Origin of the sequence: Salinispora fenicalii (genome assembly GCF_000514815.1) — a bacterium.
GTDB lineage: Bacteria > Actinomycetota > Actinomycetes > Mycobacteriales > Micromonosporaceae > Micromonospora > Micromonospora fenicalii.
The window spans coordinates 488,095-506,491 of record NZ_KI911471.1; the positions used below are offsets into that span (position 1 = coordinate 488,095).

The 18,397-nt window shown below is 69.7% G+C and carries 14 protein-coding genes and 1 pseudogene; 9 read left to right on the forward strand and 6 right to left on the reverse strand.

Translation table 11 applies throughout. The features are described 5' to 3' along the window. Positions 1-336 precede the first annotated feature (336 nt). Positions 337-1,629 (reverse strand): annotated as a pseudogene (locus B116_RS28435) (adenylate/guanylate cyclase domain-containing protein); the annotation flags it as partial. 147 nt (positions 1,630-1,776) lie between these two features. Between B116_RS28435 and B116_RS0120200 the strand changes: the two are divergent. Both B116_RS0120200 and B116_RS0120205 read left to right on the forward strand, forming a co-directional pair. Beyond that, positions 1,777-4,680, forward strand: coding sequence for a helix-turn-helix transcriptional regulator (locus B116_RS0120200; RefSeq protein ID WP_027661139.1), 2,904 nt, complete (start codon positions 1,777-1,779; stop codon positions 4,678-4,680). Between the two features lie 94 nt (positions 4,681-4,774). Then, positions 4,775-5,545, forward strand: coding sequence for a DUF5995 family protein (locus tag B116_RS0120205; protein WP_026321341.1), 771 nt, complete (start codon positions 4,775-4,777; stop codon positions 5,543-5,545). A 299-nt stretch (positions 5,546-5,844) separates the two neighbouring features. Here B116_RS0120205 and B116_RS0120210 read toward each other — a convergent pair whose 3' ends face one another. Further along, entirely contained in the window at positions 5,845-7,218 is a 1,374-nt protein-coding gene (locus B116_RS0120210; RefSeq protein WP_027661140.1) for a right-handed parallel beta-helix repeat-containing protein, read from the reverse strand. 431 nt (positions 7,219-7,649) lie between these two features. Between B116_RS0120210 and B116_RS0120215 the strand changes: the two genes are divergently transcribed. Next, the gene (locus B116_RS0120215) at positions 7,650-9,092 is read left to right on the forward strand and encodes a right-handed parallel beta-helix repeat-containing protein (RefSeq protein ID WP_018720143.1); all 1,443 of its coding nucleotides are present in this window, start codon (positions 7,650-7,652) and stop codon (positions 9,090-9,092) included. A 134-nt stretch (positions 9,093-9,226) separates the two neighbouring features. Here B116_RS0120215 and B116_RS0120220 read toward each other — a convergent pair whose 3' ends face one another. The 4 genes from B116_RS0120220 to B116_RS0120235 all read right to left on the reverse strand — a co-directional run bounded on the left by B116_RS0120220 (position 9,227) and on the right by B116_RS0120235 (position 12,772). After that, positions 9,227-9,946, reverse strand: a complete 720-nt coding sequence (locus B116_RS0120220; RefSeq protein WP_027661141.1) for a helix-hairpin-helix domain-containing protein — start codon at positions 9,944-9,946, stop codon at positions 9,227-9,229. A gap of 212 nt (positions 9,947-10,158) precedes the next feature. Continuing rightward, a complete protein-coding gene (locus B116_RS0120225; protein WP_027661142.1) occupies positions 10,159-11,511 on the reverse strand; it encodes an FAD-dependent oxidoreductase in 1,353 nt (450 codons plus the stop codon). A 7-nt stretch (positions 11,512-11,518) separates the two neighbouring features. Beyond that, on the reverse strand, positions 11,519-11,866 hold the full coding sequence (locus B116_RS0120230) for a TcmI family type II polyketide cyclase (protein ID WP_018720146.1): 348 nt from the start codon (positions 11,864-11,866) through the stop codon (positions 11,519-11,521). Between the two features lie 78 nt (positions 11,867-11,944). After that, positions 11,945-12,772 carry an AfsR/SARP family transcriptional regulator gene (locus tag B116_RS0120235; RefSeq protein ID WP_026321342.1) on the reverse strand — a complete coding sequence of 276 codons (828 nt, stop codon included), beginning with the start codon at positions 12,770-12,772 and terminating at the stop codon, positions 11,945-11,947. A 392-nt stretch (positions 12,773-13,164) separates the two neighbouring features. Here B116_RS0120235 and B116_RS0120245 point away from each other — a divergent pair, with 392 nt between their 5' ends. Genes B116_RS0120245 through B116_RS0120270 form a run of 6 tightly spaced genes read left to right on the forward strand, consistent with a single transcriptional unit; the run spans position 13,165 to position 18,335 of the window. After that, entirely contained in the window at positions 13,165-13,497 is a 333-nt protein-coding gene (locus B116_RS0120245; RefSeq protein ID WP_018720149.1) for a TcmI family type II polyketide cyclase, read from the forward strand. Then, positions 13,494-15,194 (forward strand): acetyl-CoA carboxylase carboxyltransferase subunit alpha, encoded by a 1,701-nt coding sequence (locus tag B116_RS0120250; protein ID WP_027661143.1) that lies wholly within the window; start codon positions 13,494-13,496, stop codon positions 15,192-15,194. Before B116_RS0120245 ends, B116_RS0120250 begins: the two co-directional genes overlap by 4 nt. Then, positions 15,191-15,829: an acetyl-CoA carboxylase biotin carboxyl carrier protein gene (gene accB / locus B116_RS0120255; RefSeq protein ID WP_027661144.1), complete on the forward strand. Its 639-nt coding sequence runs from the start codon at positions 15,191-15,193 to the stop codon at positions 15,827-15,829. Before B116_RS0120250 ends, accB begins: the two co-directional genes overlap by 4 nt. 13 nt (positions 15,830-15,842) lie before the next feature. Further along, positions 15,843-17,219, forward strand: a complete 1,377-nt coding sequence (locus B116_RS0120260) for an acetyl-CoA carboxylase biotin carboxylase subunit (RefSeq protein ID WP_018720152.1) — start codon at positions 15,843-15,845, stop codon at positions 17,217-17,219. Next, the gene (locus tag B116_RS0120265; RefSeq protein ID WP_027661145.1) at positions 17,216-17,935 is read left to right on the forward strand and encodes an SRPBCC family protein; all 720 of its coding nucleotides are present in this window, start codon (positions 17,216-17,218) and stop codon (positions 17,933-17,935) included. The genes B116_RS0120260 and B116_RS0120265 overlap by 4 nt, the downstream gene beginning before the upstream one ends. Next, complete coding sequence (locus B116_RS0120270) at positions 17,928-18,335, forward strand: cupin domain-containing protein (protein WP_018720154.1); 408 nt, start codon at positions 17,928-17,930, stop codon at positions 18,333-18,335. The genes B116_RS0120265 and B116_RS0120270 overlap by 8 nt, the downstream gene beginning before the upstream one ends. Positions 18,336-18,397: the final 62 nt, after the last annotated feature.

The window sequence follows — 18,397 nt, forward strand, 5'->3', positions numbered from 1 at the left end:
CGTCCCGATGGCGGCGGTGGCCATCAACACGGCCCGGCCGGTGCCGTCCAACTGGTCGAGCCGAGTGTCGAGGGCGCGCCGGATCGGATCGGGAACCGGAGGTGCGGAGCCGGGGGCCAGTGACGCCACGTAGGCGGCGGCCCGACCGGGGAGGCCGTGGACCAGCGGTAGCAGCATCGTGGCGAGCGCAGCCGGTTGGCCGGCCCGGCGCAGCAGGTGGTGCAGTAGCCGCTCGGATTCCCTGGTCGACAAGCGGTGTAGCGGCAGCCTCTCCCGCCGGCCCCCAATGCGTTGGGCCGCTGTCGGTTCCGGACCATGCAGGGCGATCACTGCGAGGGGCAGGGCCCGGATCCGGGCGACGGCGAGCAGCCGGTGCAGGAAGCGGCTCACCTCCGGGGCGCCGCGGTCGAGGTCGTCGACCGCTACCACCACCGGCTGCCGCTCGGCGAGGCCGAGCAGGCACTCCTGCCACCTCGCCATCCCCCGACGGGCGGTGAGGCTGGTGTCCGGCTCCGCCAGCAGTTCCTGCAGCGCGGACACCACCTCAGTGCGGCGGTTCGGCGGGAGCACCGCAGCGACGGCGGAGGTGAGCCGGGCCCGGACTACCGGGGCTGGATCCTGGTCACCGACTCCGGCGAAGGCGCGGACCAGGTCGGCGATGGGTGCCAGCGGCTGCTCCGGATACGGCGGGCACACCGTTACGCACCAGTGGACTGGGGCTCCGTCGACTGCCGGGACCGCGCGTACCAGCTCATGGAGGAGCCGGCTGCGTCCGCTGCCCGCGGGGCCAGTAGCCGAGATCCAACGGGGTCGGCGGTCCCGCATCGCCCGCACTAGCTGGTCCCGGGCCGCGGTGAGCTCCCCGCGTCGCCCGATCAACGGCCCGCAGTGCCGCGTCGGTTCGGGCCGGGCCGGTCCGGTGGCGTGCCAGATCTCGAGGGGTAGCGAATTCCCGATGACCGCCACGGCGGGTGCCCGACGTTGACCGATCAGCCGGTTGGTAGCCCGGTGGGTGACGGCGCAGAGGACGACCCCGCCCGGCGGGGCGTAGGTCTGTAGGCGGGCGGCGAGGGTGATGACCGCGCCGCTGGCCATGCCGTGGGCGCCGTCGCGGATGGTGCTGAGGTCGACCACCGCCTCGCCGGTCGCCACCCCGACCCGGACGCGCAGCGTCGGCGCCCCGGGGAACGTCCGCCGGTCCAGCGAGCGCTGGATCTCCAGGCCGGCCCGGACCGCGCGATAGGCATCGAATCCGTCGGATTCCGGAGCGCCAAAGAGCGCCATCACAGCGTCGCCGATGTACTTTTCCACCACTCCGCCCCAGCGGTGTAGTACCCGGGCCACGGTGTCGAAGTAGGCCTGTTGCAGGGCCCGTACCTCCTCGGGATCGAGCTGGTTGACCAGCCGGGTCGATCCGACGATGTCGGCGAAGAGGACGCTGACTGTGCGCCTCTCCTCGGGCACCGGCCAGCGGGCGGGTGTGTCGGCGCCGACTCGTGGGGTGTGCGGGGGTGTACCGGGATACCGGTCGGCGACCGGAAGTGGCCCAGCGGTGGCGTTCAACATGGCGTGCATCTGTCCTTTCGGTCCCCCGTGGGTGGAGTGGTTCCTGCGAACCTTGTCGACCATCCGAGACTGGCAGCATTGTTTCGTTTCGGGATCTGGCGAATGACGTATCTCCGCCGGCTGTCACTTTTGTTCGTAATGCCGACGAGATGAGGAAAACCAACTAGTTTGCTGGTAGAATACGCCGGCCTTGGTAGCTAGTCTGCATGTGTGATCAACGATGTGGACGGTGCGCCGCTGGTCGGCCGGGCTGAATCGCTGGAGGCAATACGATCCACCCTGGCCAGTACCGGCCAGGGCCAACCCACGGCGGTCTTCCTCACCGGTGAGAGTGGGGTTGGTAAGAGTCGGCTGTTGCGCGAGGTCGGATCTGAGCTTCGGGACGCGGGCGCCCTTCTACTCACCGGCGCCTGCCTGGACATCGGTGACGCCTCCCCGCTGCATCCACTGCGTCAGGCGCTACGTCGCCTCGACACCGAGCTGACCACCGGGCCCCCCAACGCCTCCTCGGCCCTCCGGGGGTTGCTTGGGGTCTTCGCTGACCAGGCCAGTGGCCCCGACGGTGCCGGGGCGTTGTTGGAGCAGGTCTCCCACGGGCTGCACCTGATTGCTGGTGGGCGGCAGCTGGTACTCATCCTTGATGACCTTCAATGGGCTGACCGCAGTACCCGGCAGCTCTTGCTCTACCTGCTCGCCGGACTGGGCGACCTGCACCTCTCGGTGCTGGCCGCCGTGCGCGCCGAATCCCTCCAGGGCGCGCACCCGCTGCGCCGGATGCTCACCGAGCTGCGTCGTCTGCGTACGGTGCGGGTGCTCGACCTGGCGCCGTTGGATCGCGCCGCCACCGAGCAGTTGGCCGCTGCCGTGGCCGGTGAAGCCCTGCCAACAGCCGCCGCCGAGCAACTGTGGCAGCGCAGCGGTGGTAACCCCTTCGTGGTGGAGGAGTTGGCTCGCGATCTGCGGGACGGCCGGGTCGGACTCTCCGACACGTTGCGGGAGATCTTCTTAACCCGGGTGGAGGCGCTGCCGCCGGATGCGCACGCCGTGGTGTACGCGGTAGCCGTCGGGGTGGAGCCGGTAGCGCACTGGCTACTCGCCAAGGTGGTGCGGTTGCCGGAGGACGAGCTGATCGACGCGGTCCGGGAAGCCGTCGCGCACCGGCTGCTGGTCAGCGCCGACGAGGGCTACCGGCTACGACATCGGTTGGTCGCCGAGGTGCTGGAGGCGGAGCTGCTGCCAGTGGAGCGGGCCGCTCTGCACCAGCGCTACGCGCAGGCGTTGACCGGTGCGCACGCCGAGCTGCACCAGGCCCGACTGGCGTATCACTGGCGCCTCGCCGGGGAGCCGGTCCGGGCGCTGCCGGCAGCGATGGCGGCTGCCGAGGAAGCCGAGCGGCTGCACGGGTACGTCGAGGCACACCGGCACTGGTCCACCGCAGTGCAGCTGGCCGAAACGTCTGCTGTCGGAGCGACCGCCGACCGGATGATGCTGCTGGAGCGGACCGCCGAGGCGGCGCACCACTGCGGCGAGCACGCCCGCGCCCTAGCCCTGCTAGAGGAGGTGACTGCCGACGCCGCCCAGCCGGCCTGTGGTCTGTCCATCCGGCGGGCCCGCTACCTCGCCGCCGCCGGTCGGTCCGCGCTGGCCGAGGCCGAATACCAGCGAGCCCTCGCTGCCGCCGACTGTACGCCCCGCCAGCGGGCCACCATCACAGCCCACCTCGCCGAACTGCTGCTCCATCTGGGCCGGTACGCCGATGCCGGTGCCCGCGCCCGGGAAGCGCTGGAGTTGGCCGACGCGGTGGCGGGTTCCACCTCGGAGGTAGTGCTGGCCAGCGCCGCACTGGGCTTCTCCGAGGCATTCCGGGAGGACCCGGAGGCTGGCCTGGCCGTGGTGCGCCGTGCCCTGGACACGGCTGAGCGGTCCGGCCGGCCGGAGGATGTGGCCTGCGCGTACCTGCACCTGGCCGAGCTGTTGACCGGGCCGCTGAACACCCTCGAGGAGGGGGTGGTCGTCGCACGGCGGGGCGCGGAGCGGGTCGCTGAGTTGGGGCTGGGCCGAACCTACGAGACCCGGCTGCTGGCGATCGCCATCAACGGACTGTTCCGGGTTGGCCAGTGGGCCGAAGCGGAGAAGGTGGCCGCGGCGGCGCTACGGCACCGCCCGTCTGGTGCGGACGCGGTCGAGGTGCTGCTGGCCCGCTGTCGGCTCTCCGTCGGATACGGCGATATCGAGGCCGCTGATCGGGACCTGGATGCGGTCGCTACCCTCTGTGCCGGTGGCGGGGCGCGGCACGTGATCCCGTTGCTGACCTTGCGAGCCGGGCTGGCCATGTGGCAGGGCCGGCACGACCTGGCCCGGAAGGCCGTACAGCGGGGTCTGACCGAGAGTCGTTCCGACGATCTCGTGATTCTCGCCGCGTTGATCTGGCACGGCTTGCGGGCGGAGGCCGAGGCGCACGCCAGCCGAAGCATCTCGGTGGACGAGACGGCGGTGCGGCGGCTCCGCGAGGCCGCCGATCGGGTGGCGCACCGGGCGGGGACGGCGGCCCGCCCGGTGCGCAGCGTGGTCGAGGCGTTCCTGGCCCTCTGCGCCGCCGAGGTGAGCCGGATCAACGGAAACGACCCTGAGCTCTGGGCCCGGTCGGTGGCAGAGTGGGACCGGCGTAACCACCCCTATCCGGCAACATACTCGCGACTGCGCCAGGCGGAGGCGTTGCTCGCCCGCCGTAGTCGTAGTACGAAGGCCGGAAAACTGCTCCGCCAGGCGTATCAGTCGGCCCTGGGGTTGGGCGCGGTGCCGTTGACCGCCGAGATCAAGACCGTCGCCGGGCGGGCGCGGGTCGCGTTGGCGGAGCGGGGGGCGGCGGCCGGTAGCCCGACCACCAGCACCCCGGCGGCTGGGGGCGAGTTGGCGGCGCTGACCGCACGCGAGCGGGAGGTGCTGGCGGCGGTGGCGGAGGGGCTGACCAACAAGGAGATCGGCCAGCGGCTGTTCATCAGCGAGCGGACCATCGGCGTGCACGTCTCGCACATCTTCGACAAGCTGCAGGTCCGTACCCGAGTTCAGGCGAGCGCGATCCTCCTCCGCAGCCAGCCGCCGGACGCGCACTGACGAATACGTCGTTCTACTGATTCGCGTTGCTCTTGCCAGCTGCGAGGCTGTGCAGCGTACGGCACCGCGGGACGTTCGCCGCAGGGGAGCAGAGATGAGTGATGTGGTCTGGGGGTGCGTGCATCGGGATGTCGTCGACTTGCTCGCCGACCGTCCGGTGGACGTCCCAGCGGTGGTTGACCACCTAACCAAGTTGCAGGATTTGTTGGATCGGCGTTCTTCCTCGGAAGACACCTGCCCGTTGGCTGTCTTCAACCGGCTCTACCTGACCATCACCGAGCGGGTGTTGGAGGGCCTGTACGAGGGCTTCTTCTCCGACGTGGTCTTTTTGTCCCGGTTGGACGTTGAGTTCGCCGCTCGCTACTTCGACGCGCTGCGGCTGTGGACCGACTCCAGCTCGCGCTGCCCGAAGGCATGGTCGTGCCTGTTTCAGCGAATGCAGGGCCCGGATGTCCGGCCGCTGCCGTCGGCTGCCGCCGGGATCAACGCGCACATCAACTACGACCTGCCGTTCGCGCTGGTGTCGACGTTCGACAGCCTCGAGTCGGAGCCGGTGGACGGTAGCGAACAGCACAACGACTACCTGAAGATCAACGATATCTTCGCCGCGGCGATCCCCAGCCTGCGGCGCGGCTATCTCGACCATTGGCAGCTGGTGATCGACGTGCTCAACGGTGACGTTGACGACTGGTATCAGGGGGAGCTGGTCGAGTACGTCCGCGACGTCGCCTGGCGAAACGCGAAGAAGATTTGGCGGTGCCGCAACGATCGGGCCGCCCATGAGCAGGAGCGGTTGCGGCTGGATAACCATGCCGAACTGCTTGGCCGACTACTGCTCTCGCCCCTGGGGGCGTACCTGCAGTAGTCGGTGGGGGACCGCGCTCCGCAGCGGAGCGATGCGCGGGCGTCGTCCGCGTCGTCCGCCGGGATCCGGATTGTGGACGGCGTGGTGGGAGGCAGGAATGGATACGCGCCGGGCGTGGGGACGTTCGGCGGTAACGGGGGTATTCGTTCCGGTCGCTGCCGAGGGGCGGGGGGAAATCCGGGTGGATTGGCCGGCACCTGCCAGCCAATCCACCCGGCTGCACGTACGGGCTGAGGGGTTCCGCCCCACCAGCCAACAGCGGGAACGAAACCCCTCGTGGTCCGAGGTGTCGGATATTGCTATCCGACACAGTCGGGTACGTCCCCGGAGCAGTTGTCCGGCCGGTTCTTGATCACAACGGTGCCGGTGGCGGGGTTCAGGATCACCGTGCCGCCCCCCTCGTTGAAGATTCCTCCACCTTCGAGAACAGCGAGGTTCTTGATCACCTTTGTGTTGAACAGGCTGACCGTGCCGGGGTCGTCATTGTATATCCCGCCACCTATGTCCTCGGCCAGATTGCTGACAATCTCGGAGTTACGTATTACGGTGTCTCCTTCGGTGGCGATTCCGCCGCCGTCCGCCAGGGTTATGTTCTTCGTGACCAAGGCCTTGTCGATCACGAGCGTGGAACCAGATAGGGAATCTACTCCGGCACCTTCGAAAGCGCGGTTCTTAAGGATTTTCACGTGCTGCAGGGTGGCCTGCGCTGACTCGTCGAGCCGAATGCCGCCCCCTTCTTCCGGGCCGGAGTTGCCCCTAATTTCCGACTTGGTGACGTGGAGGATGCTGGCGACTACGTTTACTCCGCCGCCCTCGCTCTCGGCGACATTGTCGCTAATAACGCTCTTGTGTATCAGTGTGGTGCCACCCTCGTTTGCGTCAATGCCGCCTCCGTTGTCGGAGGCCACATTATCCGTGATTTTCGATTCCGTAACGGTGAGGTCGCCGTTGCTCTGGATGCCGCCACCCACCTCTGCGCGATTGAGGGTGATTGTGGAGTTCTTGACTCGGGTGGTGCCGTTGTTGGCGATGCCCCCGCCGTTGTTGTCGGCGACGTTGCGGGTGATGGTGCTGTGTTTGACGGTTAGTTCTCCACCCTCGTTGACGAGGATTCCCCCACCGTTATCCTCGGATATTCCGCCGGCGATCTTCAGTTTGTTGAGGGTGAGGTTGCCGCCGGTGTTGACGGTGAGGATGCGGAACTCATCGGCGGTGGTGGAGCGTTCGATTCTGGTGTTCTTACTGCCGTTGAGGGTGATGGGGGCGGTGATGGCGGGGAGGCCGGCGCCGTCGATGTCGGCGGTGAGCAGGTAGGTGCAGTCCTTGGCGAGGTCGAGGATGGCGCCGTCGTTGGCGTTGGCGAGGGTGATCGCGGCGATCAGCTGGTCCGCGCTGCAGGGGACCGGGGTGCCCTTGGGCTTGTTTTCCTTACCGCCCTTGCTCTTGTCGTCGCCCTTTCCCGCATCGCGGTGGCCGTCGGCGGAGGACCGGTCGGACTTCCCGGGCCGGTCGTCGGCGGTGAGAGGACGCCCGATGGCGGCGGCGGCCGGAGTGGCGGCGGCGGCGGTCAGGGCCAGGCCAGCTACCCCGGCCAGCCCGAGGGTCCACCATCGTCCCCTCGTCCGGCCTTCATCTGGCCGGTTCGGTTCGTGGTCCTGGTGCGGATGGTTCATCGCGGTCTCGGTGTCCTTCCCCCGTCGCGGACGAGGAGCCAGTCATCCGGACGGTGGTGCCGGGTGCTGTTCCTCGGCTACCAGGTAGGTGGTAGCAACCACCCTCGAGCTAAACCGACATAAGCCCCAGACAGTTGTGAACGCGAATAACCTGCCCAAATAGGGTAGCTGCATCGTTCTCTGTTGCCGCGCGCCGTTGTGACGGCGAGGTGTGAACACTGACGATGACTGGTGTCGCTCAGATGAGCTGGCGGTATCCCGTCGGATGTCGAGCTGCAGGATGGGAGTAAACAGGTGATTTATTCACGTTGCCGTTTCCTGCCCTCTTTTCTCCCCGTACCGTGACGTTCGGTGACGACCACGTGGTCGCTGCCCTACCGTCCGGAAGCATCCCGGCCGGCTCAGGTGTGAGGGAGAGGCAGGAGAGCACGATGTCCACGTATCACGACAGCCAACGACCGCCGCGGGGCCGGCGACGGTCTCGACGGCTGCTCGCCGGCGGGCTGGTCGCCAGTGGCTTAGTCGTCGGAGCGGCGGGGCTGGGCGGCGCGGCCGCGGCGCACGAGCGGCCACCCGGCGGCGAGAACGCCGCCGTGGCCCGAGGGGACTCCGCCCATGACCGGGGCGGGAAGTCCAGGGCGATCCCGGTGCCCTGCGACAGCGCCAAGCTGATCGCCGCGTTGGTCCGGGTCAACGCCGAGGGCGGCGGGGTGTTGCGGCTGGCACCGAGGTGCACCTATCGGCTCACCGACGCCTTCCAAGAGCCCGACCAGTACGACGGTGGGATCCGGGACGCGCGGGAAGCGGCGGACTCGGCGGAGAATCCCGGCGAGGCCGACGACAAGCCGCCCCGGAACCCCGCCGACGACAAGGCCGGGCTGCCGGTCATCTACCACCCGGTCACCATCGAAGGCGAGCAGGCCACGATCGAACGTGCGCACGACGCCGAGGTGTTCCGCTTCTTCACCGTCCGTGATGGCGGTGAGCTAACCCTGCGTAACGTTCGGCTCGTCGGCGGTCGCTCTGACGCCGAGGGGGGCGCCGTCCACGTGGTACACGGCGCATCGGCGACGATCGAGCGGGTGACGGCGGTGCACAACGCCTCATCCTCGGCGGAGGGCGGCGGGGGAGCACTGTTCAACGACGGGAACATGGTCGTTCGGGACAGCACGCTCATCGACAACCACGCCTACGGGTCGGAGGGCAAGGGCGGGGGCCTGCTCAACAACGGGGTGCTGACCCTGCACTCCTCGACCTTTAAAGGCAACAGCGCCACCGCCTACGGCGGCGGACTGGGCAACTATCAGGCCGCGGCGGAGGTGCACACGAGTACCTTCACACACAACTCGGCGAGGCAGGGCGGTGGCCTGGCAAGCTTCTCCGCCCGGACCCGGGTCTCCGACTCCAAGGTCGTCGACAACAGGGCGGAAACCGGAGGCGGAATCGCGAACTCGGACGCGCTGATCTACCTGCGCGGGATGCAGGTCCGGGACAACATCGCCACCGGTGACGGCGGTGGCATCTCCACCTTCCAGGGTCTGGTGCCCCTGGACGACAGCGTGGTGGTGGGCAACACCGCACACGGTTCCGGCGGCGGCATCCACGCGACCAAGTCGAACCTGCTGGTTCGAGACAGTAAGGTTCGGAACAACCACGCCGTCGAGGAGAAGTCCATCGGCGGTGGGATCGCGGTCAGCATGGGCCGGGTCGCGCTCTACCGCAGCCAGGTCGTCGAGAACCAGTCGACGTTGCCCGCTGGTGGCCTGAATGTGGACAAGGCGCAGGCGACGGTGGACTCGAAGAGCGTCATCGTGAAGAACGAGCCGACCAACTGCCTGGGCAGCACCAGTCCGGTACCGAACTGCTTCCGGTAGTACCACTCACGGCCGGTTGGGTGAACGACCGTACCGGGAACGGCTTCGCCGCTCCCGGTGCGGTCGTGTATCTGTCTGCCCGCGCCGCCGGCGGGCGCTCTCCGGGGCGTCCGCGCCACCGAAGGGTGGCACCCTCAGGCCCCCGCGCTGCCCCCGGTGGCCGGCGCCCCCGCTGGCTCGACCGTCGCGGCCAGCACCTTCGCCTGCTGTGGCCAGGTTGGCAGACTCGCCGCGCCACGCAGGCCGGCGCCGCGAATCAGGTCCCGCAGCGCCGGTTCGTCCAGCTCGGCGAGTTGCTGGTAGGTACGGATGCCGGCGGCCTGCAGCGCCGCGGCCATCTTCGGTCCGATTCCCTGGATCCGGCGGAAGTCGTCGGCGGCGTCAGGCTCCAGCTCGGGCGCCGCGGAGCCCGGTTCGTGCCCAGGCTCGGTGGCAACCGGCGCTACCTCCGCCAGCTCGGTTTCGGAGGCCGCCGGCGGTGGCGCGACCACCGGGGGTGCCACCGTGTCGGCGGCGCCTGGCGCGGGCTGGCTACTGTCGGCCACCGGAGCGTGCTCCGGGTCCGCGGCCGGGTCGGTCTGCGCCGACGCGGGTGCGGTTTGCTCCGGTGCGGCAGCGGTCTGCTCCGGTGCTGACTCGGTCGCGCTGGAACGATCGGTGCTGGTGCTGGTGCTGGTGCTGGTGTCAGCGGAAGTGGACGCGGGTTCGCCTACGGCTGTTGTTGTCGTCGACACCGGCGTAGCCTCCGCAGTGTTGCCAGCCCGCGCGGCGTTTCGCCGGCCGCGGACCACCCAGCCGGCAGCGGCGCCCACCAGCAGGGCCACGACAATTAACGGCCAGTCCGACCAGGCCACGGCAGACCTCCCCTTTTCGTTGGTGAGTTAGTCGAGAAAGCTCGCCGCAGCTTGCCACATCTTCGATGCGGTACGACAGCATGGCCTGGTAGCCCAGCACGTAGCTGAACCGGATCCCACCCCTGGTGGCTGCAGCGTGACACAACGTCGACTAGTCGGTCCGTAGTGACCGGACGGCCCGGACCTCAGCGCCCTGGAGCCCGGCCGTGGCGTCAATCCTCCTCCTCGCCCCGGTAGCTGTAGAAGTCATCGACAAACCGCCGGGCGAGCCGCGGTACCCGGCTGGTGATGCCGAAGTAGCCGCGGGCACCGAGTAGAGCGAGTCGCCCGACGACCGGCTTGTACATGGGGTCGTCGCCGCTGGTGCCGCTGCGGTTCAACGAGTCGGCCACCCGCGCGAAGCCGTATGGCAGCATGGCTGCCTCGTAGTCGGCTACCGCCTGCAACAGCGTCTTCTCTCCGGCGGCGGTGCGGCGTAGCTGCCGGTTCAGCAGGGCGGCGTCCCGTAGGGCGGTGTTCGCACCCACCCCGCGCCCCGGTGTCATCGTGTGGATGGCGTCGCCGAGCAGAGTGACGGTGCTGCTCTTCCACGGTGGAACCGGTTCGCTGGTGGAGACCTTGACCGGCAGGGCACTGGCCGGATCGGCGAGGACCAACAGCCGGCGCAGGTGCGGGTGCCAATTTTGGGTGAGACTGAGCGCGGTCTGGATCAACTCCTCGCCGCGGAGCCGCATGATGTCGGGCGGGAACCGGCGAGCGGTACTCCAGACAACCAGGTTCACGTTGTCGCGGGTGCTGTCGTGTGCCCGGCCCGGCCAGCTGTTCAGCAGGGCCGCCTCGGCTGGGTCGAGGCCGCTCTTGAGCGCGCCGGAGCGGTCCCATGGAAACTCCATGACATGCAGGACACCCATCACGCCGCCGCTGCCGAAGATGAGCGAGATGCCTTTCTCGATCCGCTCCGGCAGCAGGGTCCGTACCTCCTCGGTGAACGGAATTCGGGTAGCGATGTTGATGGTGCCCGCGCTCCGGGTCACGGCGTGCGGCAGGTATTGGCGCCGGACCGCCGAGTGGGTGCCGTCGGCCCCCACCAGCAGGTCGCCGGTGGCGCGGTCCCCGTCGGCGAGGTAGGCGGTGACGCTGCCGTCATCCCGTTGCTCGAAGTGGGTGAGGGCCTTGCCGAAGTGGACCACGTCCTCCAGCCCGGTGAGCAGGACCTGACGTAGGGTCATCCGGGCGACGGAGCGCTCGGTGTTCACCTCCTCGGTCTCTGGTCGCAGCGGAAACGACGCGGTCTGCCGGAGCCGCTGGGTGACGACATTGAAATAGCGGGGAGACTTGGCGCAGGTGGCCCGGTAGATGCCGAACAGGTCGGACGGCAGGCATTCGCGCAGCGCCCGGCTACCGGTTGGTCCGATGCCGACCCGGTAGCCGAGGAGTCCATCGCCTCGGGTGTGGTATCGCTCGTAGACGGTCACGGCGATCCCGGCCTGGCGCAGTCCCTGCGCCAGGCAGAGTCCACCGGTCCCCGCCCCGATGATGAGAACGTGCGGTCGGTTGCGGGACACGTGGCGTTCAGCCGGCCACGTGGGGCGCGGCCGCAGCCGTGGAGTCCCAGCGGTAGAAGCAGCCGGCGATGGCGTCGCGCGGTGAGCGCCAGGTCGGCAGGTAGGGGGAGGTGTGCGCGGAGAGTCGCTCGTTGACCTGCCGGTAGAGCGGATGGTTGCGGGCGCCGGCCAGGGTGTCCGGGTCCACGTCGGCGGTCTCCATCAGGTGGATACAGACGTCGTGCAGGCAGTACAGGGAGCGGTGTCGGACACCGGTGAGGCTCGGCAACTCGGTGGCGTCGGACTCGGCGAAGATCTGGGCTACCCGTCCCTCCGCCCCGGGGACGATCCTGCTGACGATCAGTAGTCGGCTCATTTGGGGACTCCTTCCGCCGTGGCGCCCCGTGCGGCCGAGCCGGGGCGGGTACCGCTCTCCACGCTGCCGAGGCCACTGTCACCTGCCCGTCACATCAATGTCCGTCCTGGTGACGCGGGGCGTGGGGGGAGCCGGCCGACGCCCGTGCGGGGCGCGGCTGGCCTGTCGGATCGGCCGCAGCGTCTCGTCGAGCAGGGCGGTCATCGCGGCCGACGGTTCCAGTCGTAGCTCCCGGCGCAGCAGGTCGCGGTAGACGTAGAACGCGTGCACCGCCTCGAAGGCGTTGCCCTCGGCGAGGTGGATGCGGACCACTAGGCGGTGCGGTGTCTCGCGGAGCGGTTCGGCGGCCATCGCCTCCAGCGCCGCCTCCAGCGCCTCACCGTGCCGGCCCGCCGTCAGGTAGTGGTCGGCCAACTCCTCGAGCATGTGCAGCCGCAGCTGGCGCAGCCGCTCCCGTTCGGCCAACACCCAGTCGTCGTACCAGCCGGGTAGCAGATCGTGGCGGCCCTTCGTGAGTACGGTCGCGGCGGTGTTCGGGTCATCGCCGTCACGGACCTGGGTAGCCATGCCAACCAGGGCGTCCACGTCAACCTGGACGGCGGGTCCGAGCCGGAGGGTGTCGCCACTGGTATGCAACGGACAGTAGGGGTCCTGCCGTAGTCGCCATAGGGCGGTGCGGAGCGAGGAGAGGGCGCGCTCCTCCGGGTTGTCCGGCCAGAGCAGCCCGGCGAGGTGGCTGCGGGTGGTGCCGGGGCGGAGGCCAACCAGCGCGAGGACGCGTTGCAGCCCGCGTGGTACGACCACCGGGGCGTTGCCATGTAACAGCCGGAACCCGCCCAGCAGGTGCAGCCGGATCGGGGTACCCGGACGGTCCCCTGCGGTCGGCATGGACGGACCAGCGGCCATGGCGGACCCCCTGCGGAATGCTCCTCGGCTGTGCCCCCGGCGCGGCTGCCCGTGACCCACAGGTCGGGTAGCTGTTCCCGCGGCACGGCGTCGGGTCACGGCCACCGGGTTAACCGTGACGGAGATTATCAATCTGGTCACGCACCGTCAACATGCTGTCGTGCGTGTAACTGCTATGAAACCCGCTCTGAACTGCGGATAGGCCACTATGTGCAGGTTGCATGTCACAGCTCCTACACAGCCAGCGTCAACGCACCGTCACCAAACTCTGGGCCGGAGACGGCTCCGGTGACGCGCCGGTGACGGTGGCGCCGCCAAGGTGCGGATAGTCGTCCGGCTTGTCGGCGTACGGCGCCACCCGGGCGTCCGAAGCCGTTGGGGGAGGTTCATCGATGGAGCGTTCGTTGATCGTCGCGAAGGTCGACCCGAGCGCGGAGGAGCGGATCGCCGAGATCTTCGCCGAGTCCGACGCGACCGAGTTGCCTCGCCTGGCCGGGGTCCAGCACCGGTCGCTGTACCGGCTGCAAGACCTGTATCTACACCTCCTGGAAACGGAGCTGCCGGGGGAGAACGCGGTTGCCCAGGCCCGGTGCCACCCGGAGTTCATTCGAGTCAGCGAGCGGCTACGCCCGTACGTCTCGCCGTACCTGCCGACCTGGCGGGAGCCGCGAGACGCGATGGCCCGGTGCGTGTACCGGTTTGACGCTCCTGGAGACCGGCGATGAACCCGACCACGCCCCGGGGCGGGCAGCTCTGGTCGCGCTGCGGCGGCTGCGCCAGCCTGCTGTATCGCAAGCGACTGCGGCGAAACCTGGACGTGTGCCCGGAGTGCGGCGCGCACTCTCGGCTCGACGCGCCGGCCCGCCTGGCTCAGCTGGTGGACCCCGAGTCGTTTACCGCCCTCGCCGACCCGGCGCCGGAGGTGGATCCGATCGGCTTCGTTGACGTGCTTCCCTACCCTCACCGGCTCACCGCCGCGCGTAGCGGCACCGGGCTGGCCGAGGCGGTTGTCTGCGGCACCGCCACAGTGGCCGGGAGTCGTTGCGTGATCGCCGTGATGGATTTCCGCTTCCTCGGTGGCAGCCTCGGCTGCGCGGTCGGGGAGCTGATCACCCGGGCCGCCGAGCGAGCCCTCGCCGACCGGGTTCCGCTGGTGGTGGTGACCGCCTCCGGCGGAGCGCGGATGCAGGAAGGGGTGCTGTCGCTGATGCAGATGGCGACGGTCAGCCAGGCGGTCGCCGCGTTGCGCGAGTCCGGGGTGCCCAGCGTCAGCGTGCTCACCGACCCGACGTACGGCGGGGTGGCTGCCTCGTTCGCCACCAACACCGACGTGGTGGTCGCCGAGAGCGGTGCCCGGATGGGCTTCGCCGGTCCCCGGGTGATCCGCCAGGTCACCGGCCGGGAACTGCCCGACGGGTTCCAGACCGCCGAGTTTCTGCTGCGGCACGGCCAGGTCGACCTGGTGGTGCCCCGGCACGCTCTGCGTGGTTGCCTCGCCACGCTGCTCGCTGCCGCATCCGGCGGGCGCGAACCGGTGGGTGCCGGGCCCGGGTCGGAGTGCCCAACCGTGGACAGCCCGCCGGCACCGGGGAGTGGTGCGGACAAGCGGGACGCCTGGGAGACGGTCCGGCTGGCTCGGCACCCGGGCCGCCCGACCACCCTGGACTATCTGGAGACGGCCTTCGACAGCTTCGTTGAGCTGCACGGTGACCGGCTGGGCGCGGACTGCCCGGCGGTCGTCGGCGGGCTGGCCGAACTGGCGGGCCGGCCCGTCCTGGTGGTCGGCCACCAGAAGGGCCACACCACCGCCGACCTGATGTCCCGCAACTTCGGAATGGCGAGCCCGGCCGGGCACCGGAAGGCACTCCGGCTGGCCCGGCTGGCCGCGCGGTGGGGGCTGCCCGTCGTCACTCTCGTTGATACCCCGGGTGCCGATCCGGGAGTGGGCGCGGAGGAACAGGGCCAGGCTGCGGCGATCGCGGAGAACATCCTGACCCTGACGATGCTGCCCACCCCGGTCGTCGCGGTGATCACCGGCGAGGGCGGCAGCGGCGGTGCGCTGGCGCTCGCGGTCGCCGACCGGGTGCTGATGCTGGAACACGCCGTCTACTCGGTGATTAGCCCGGAGGGGTGTGCGGCGATTCTTTGGCCGGACCGGTCCGCGGCCCCGCAGGCGGCCCGCGCGTTGCGGCTGACCAGCGCCGACCTCTGTCGGCTCGGGGTGGTAGACGCGGTGGTACCCGAACCGGCGCCGGCCGCGCACCACGATCCGCCGGCCGCCATGCAGGCGCTGCGGGAGGCGGTGCTGGCGCACCTGGTGCCGTTGCTCGACGTGCCCACCGCGACCCTGGTTCGCCGCCGAAGGCGGCGGTTCCGCCGGTTCGGTGCCGCCGGCCTCGGAGCCCGGGCGGGTGCCCGATGAGCGCCGAACTGGCGCCGACCGGCGTGACGGAGCTCAACGGTGAGGCGGCGGTGAACGCGGCACCCCAGTCCGGCGGGGCATTCGACGACTCTGCGACCCCGATTTCCGACGTGGCGGCGGAGGTCGGGCTGGCCGGGCTGCGTAGTCAAGCCCGGGAACTCCTCGCCGACCTGGCCGGGCCGGTACGGCGGATTCGGTTGGGCAGCGGGGACGCGGTCCTGGAGGTGGAGTGGCACTCGGCGGGCGCCGCCGAACAACTGCTTCCGCCACCGACGGCATCGGTCCTCGCCCCGCAGTCGGTCCTAGCCCCACAATCGGTCGTCGTCCCGCAACAGTCGGTCGTTGCGCTGCAGTCCCCGGTCGTCCCCCCACCGCCGGTCGCCGCACCGGCCGCTCGGCACGCGGTGCGGTCACCGATCGTCGGCACCTTCTACCGGGCGCCGGAGCCGGGCGCGGCGCCATTCGTCGCCGTCGGCGATCGGGTCCACCCCGGCCAGGTCGTCGGCATCGTCGAGGCGATGAAGCTGATGAACGAGGTGACCGCCGATCGGGCCGGGCGAGTCGCCGAGGTCCTCGTCGACGACGGCCAACCGGTGGAGTACGACCAGCCGCTACTCGCGGTGGATTCGGCCTGAGGCGGGTGAGCTCATGTTCGGCAAGGTACTCATCGCCAATCGGGGCGAGATCGCGTTGCGGGTGCTGCGAGCCTGCCGCGAGTTGGGAATCCGTACCGCGGTTGTCTACTCCACGGCGGACGCCGACTCGACCGCGGTGCGGCTCGCCGACGAGGCAGTCCTGATCGGACCGGCCGCGAGTCGCCGCAGCTACCTGAACCCCGCGGCAATCGTCGAGGCCGCCCGCCTGGTCGGCGCGCAGGCCGTGCACCCCGGCTACGGCTTTCTCTCCGAGGACGCCGACTTCGCCGAGATCTGCGCCGACAACGGCCTCGTCTTCGTGGGGCCGCCGCCGCAGGTGATGGCGGCCCTGGCCGACAAGTCATCGGCGCGGGCGTTGATGAGCCGCGCCGGCCTGCCGTTGCCGCCGGGCAGCATCGCACCGGTACCGACCGCTGCCGACGCCGCCCGGGTCGCCGCCGAGGTCGGCTATCCGGTGATCGTGAAAGCCGCCGCCGGGGGTGGTGGCCGGGGGATGACCGTCGTCTCCACGCCCGCCGAGCTGCCTCGGGCGTACGCCCGAACTCGGGCCGCCGCCCAGGTCGCCTTCGGCGACGACCGGGTGTACGTCGAGCGGTACCTCGGCAATGCCCGGCACGTGGAGGTGCAGGTGCTCTGCGACACCCACGGCAACGGAGTGCACCTGGGGACCCGGGACTGCTCGGTGCAGCGCCGGCACCAGAAGCTCGTCGAGGAGGCGCCCGCCCCGGCGTTGTCAACGACCACCCTGGCCGCTGTCGCCGACAGCGCGCTACGCGGTGCGCTGTCGGTCGGATTCACCGGTGCCGGGACGGTGGAGTTCCTGGTCGACCCGGCGGAACAGTTCCACTTTCTGGAGATCAATTGTCGGATCCAGGTGGAGCACCCGGTCACCGAGATGGTCACCGGAATCGACCTGGTGCACGAACAACTGCACCTGGCCGCCGGCGGGACGTTGCGGTGGCGGCAGGAGGAGATCGTGACGCACGGGGTGGCGGTCGAATGCCGGGTGAACGTCGAGGATCCCGATCGGGACTTCGCGCCGACTCCCGGCCGGCTGGAGCGGTTCGTCCCCCCGGGTGGCCCCTTCACCCGGGTGGACACCCACGGATATCCCGGCTACGTCGTCGGCCCCCACTACGACTCGCTCCTGGCCAAGGTGGCGGTCTGGGCTCCGGACCGGGAGTTGGCCCTCAACCGGCTGGAACGTGCGCTCGGCGAGTTCGATGTCGCTGGCCCCGGCGTCCACACCACCATCCCGTTCGTCCGGCGGGTGCTCGACGACGCCGGCTTCCGCAAGGGCCGCCACTGCACCGGTCTGGTCGAGACGCTACTCGCCGACCTGCCCACGCAATCGAGGAGGAACGCATGACTGTCACCGACGGCCGCCCACTGGCCGCCGACATCACCGACATCCTGGTAGCCCACTGTGGGCTCAACGCCGACGACGCCGCTCGCGCCCCGGCCGCCTCCCTGGAGGAGCTGGGCATGGACTCACTGGCCCTGCTTGAGCTCTCCGCCGTGGTCGCTGACCGCTGGCAGGTGCGCATCCCGGAGGAGACCGGGCAGCTCAGCATCGCCGGCGTCGCCGACCTGGTCGCCCGCGGCGTCGAGCCGGCCGGGCACACCGAGAACGACATCCTGATCGCCGCACCCCTACCGCTGGTCTGGGAGGTCACCAACGACGTCGCCGGTTGGCCCAACCTGTTCACCGAGTACGCGGTGGCCGAGATCCTGCACCGGGAGGGGAACACCGTCCGGTTCCGGCTCACCATGCATCCCGACGAGAACGGCATCGCCTGGAGTTGGGTCAGCGAGCGTACGGCTGACCTGGACGGTCGGGAGGTCCACGCGCAGCGGGTGGAGCCGGGCCCGTTCGAGTACATGCGGATCCACTGGCGCTACGTCGAGGAGGCCGGTGGCACCCGAATGATCTGGACGCAGGACTTCGCCATGAAGCCCACCGCTCCGCTCACCAACGCCGAGATGACCGACCGGATCAACACCAACAGCGCGGTGCAGCTCGCGGTGATCAAAGAAAAGATCGAGCGGCGGGCCGCGCAGGAGACGGGAGCCGGAGATGAGTGAGCAGGTACCCGGGCCGGTGGCCGCGACGGACGTGGCCGCCGACACCCGCCGCGGCGCCGAACTGCGGGTGCTGCTCGGTCCGCGTACGGTCGGCAGCACCTCAGGGTTTATGGGTGTGGCGACGCTGCGGCCGGGGGAGCGAATCGCCGAGCACTACCACCCCTACAGCGAGGAATTCCTCTACGTCGCCCGGGGCGAAATCACCGTTGACCTGGATGACGCGCCGGTCCCGCTGGCGACCGGTGCGGCGCTCTTCGTCCCGATCAATGTCCGGCATCGGTTGCGTAACACCGGTACCGAGGACGCCGAGGTCGTGTTCCACCTCGGTCCGCTCGCCCCGCGCCCCGAACTGGGCCACGTCGACACGGAACTCGTCACCCAACGCGGCGGTGGGTCGTGAGCGCGAGGAGTGAGCCGGGTTTGCGAGCCCCGCAGTCGCGAGTGGAGGGTACCGTGAGCGCG

Excerpts from the sequence above, each read along its gene's own strand:
- B116_RS0120230 (WP_018720146.1), bottom strand. The coding sequence starts at position 11,866 with ATGAGCCGACTACTGATCGTCAGCAGGATCGTCCCCGGGGCGGAGGGA.
- B116_RS0120245 (WP_018720149.1), top strand. The coding sequence starts at position 13,165 with ATGGAGCGTTCGTTGATCGTCGCGAAGGTCGACCCGAGCGCGGAGGAG.
- B116_RS0120260 (WP_018720152.1), top strand. The coding sequence starts at position 15,843 with ATGTTCGGCAAGGTACTCATCGCCAATCGGGGCGAGATCGCGTTGCGG.
- B116_RS0120215 (WP_018720143.1), top strand. The coding sequence starts at position 7,650 with ATGTCCACGTATCACGACAGCCAACGACCGCCGCGGGGCCGGCGACGG.
- B116_RS0120205 (WP_026321341.1), top strand. The coding sequence starts at position 4,775 with ATGAGTGATGTGGTCTGGGGGTGCGTGCATCGGGATGTCGTCGACTTG.
- B116_RS0120265 (WP_027661145.1), top strand. The coding sequence starts at position 17,216 with ATGACTGTCACCGACGGCCGCCCACTGGCCGCCGACATCACCGACATC.
- B116_RS0120250 (WP_027661143.1), top strand. The coding sequence starts at position 13,494 with ATGAACCCGACCACGCCCCGGGGCGGGCAGCTCTGGTCGCGCTGCGGC.
- B116_RS0120210 (WP_027661140.1), bottom strand. The coding sequence starts at position 7,218 with ATGAACCATCCGCACCAGGACCACGAACCGAACCGGCCAGATGAAGGC.
- B116_RS0120235 (WP_026321342.1), bottom strand. The coding sequence starts at position 12,772 with ATGGCCGCTGGTCCGTCCATGCCGACCGCAGGGGACCGTCCGGGTACC.
- accB (WP_027661144.1), top strand. The coding sequence starts at position 15,191 with ATGAGCGCCGAACTGGCGCCGACCGGCGTGACGGAGCTCAACGGTGAG.
- B116_RS0120270 (WP_018720154.1), top strand. The coding sequence starts at position 17,928 with ATGAGTGAGCAGGTACCCGGGCCGGTGGCCGCGACGGACGTGGCCGCC.